Raw genomic sequence first — 1324 nt, 5'->3', positions numbered from 1 at the left:
CTCCTGCCGAAGGAAATTAGAAGAAACCTGGCAGGGTCTTGATTCCAGGAAAATATGCCCCGGTTGTCAGAAATACCCTGCCCCGGAAATAGAATTTTCATCGGTGGCTCATGCTGTGATATCTGGCCAGATAGATCACGCCCTGCAACTGATAGAGCTGGAGGACCCTGAGTCGACACACTCCTGGCATGAAGCAAATATGCCAGCTCTGCATATCGCAGCGTTCAATGGTGAAAAAAATCTGACCAAACTGTTGGAGGCCAAGGGTTGTGACATCAACCGGAAGGACTCAAGGGAAAACACACCATTACACTACGCGCTCAGCAATCATAAACTGGAAACGGCGAAAACATTACTGGAATTCAATGCTAATGTGAACATCCGTAATGATTGTGGCTTTACTCCTCTGCATCTGGCTGCCGGAATACCGGAATGTTCTGAATTATTTACCCTCCTGATAGAGCATAAGGCCCGTGTTGATATTCCGGACAACAACCGTAATCGCCCGATCCACCACGCAGCAGAAGCGGGTCATGAGTTGGCGGTTGAGATGCTGATTAAAAACAATGCCGATGTGAATGCAATTGCTCATGATGGACGTACTGCCCTTCACTACGCAGCCGCAGTATTTAATTTTTTCCAGTATGAATATAGACCGAAAAACTCCCTGGCACTGGTCAGGATGCTGCTCAATGCAGGGGCAAAGGTAGAGCTTCGCTCCGGACTGGGATACTCAGCGTTTGACGGTGATTTTTGGTTTAGAAATCGATCCGACAGTGCCGAAGTGATGAAATTGTTACTGTCGTCTGCTATTGATGGCTTTAGTGATGTGAATGCACCGGCAGGTTTTTCAGGTCGCACCCTTCTTTATTACGCTCTCAAAGCCAAGGATGAGGAATCAGTGCAAAAACTCATTGCCAAAGGCGCAGGACAAGTCACAGACCCGGGGCAAAATAATGCAGAGGGCTACCCCGGATCAGCAACTAACCAACGTTATCCTCAGCACGCTCCCGAAAATACGTCTAAAGGGAGAACCCAAAGTCATCGGTTTGGGGATCAAAAAACTTCAGGTTCTCAACACCGGGCAGCTCCCAATGTGGGCAGTTCAGAGATGGCTAAAGTCCTTGAGGCCCTTGAAGGCCTGGAACTCCGGGGGCGCGATCTTGCGACAATCACCCAGTCAGACGTTAATAAAGCGTTCAGGGATCAAGCGCTTGAACATCACCCGGATAAAGCAGTAAAACCAAACGAAAGTGGAGATGAATTCAAAAAGATCGTGAATTATCGCGATCAATTATGTGCATATATCCAATTCCGAGATAGC

The 1324-nt window shown here is 48.0% G+C and carries 1 protein-coding gene; it reads left to right on the top strand.

Annotation, left to right across the window (positions count from 1 at the left end):
- Positions 1-115 precede the first annotated feature (115 nt).
- The coding region (locus KDK14_RS17400) for an ankyrin repeat domain-containing protein (protein ID WP_257266453.1) at positions 116-1324 on the top strand (1209 nt) is incomplete at its 3' end.

This window comes from Endozoicomonas sp. ONNA2, assembly GCF_024606365.1.
GTDB lineage: Bacteria > Pseudomonadota > Gammaproteobacteria > Pseudomonadales > Endozoicomonadaceae > Endozoicomonas.
Note: the sequence above shows the minus strand (reverse complement) of the source record. Positions and strands in the feature narration are given on the sequence as shown.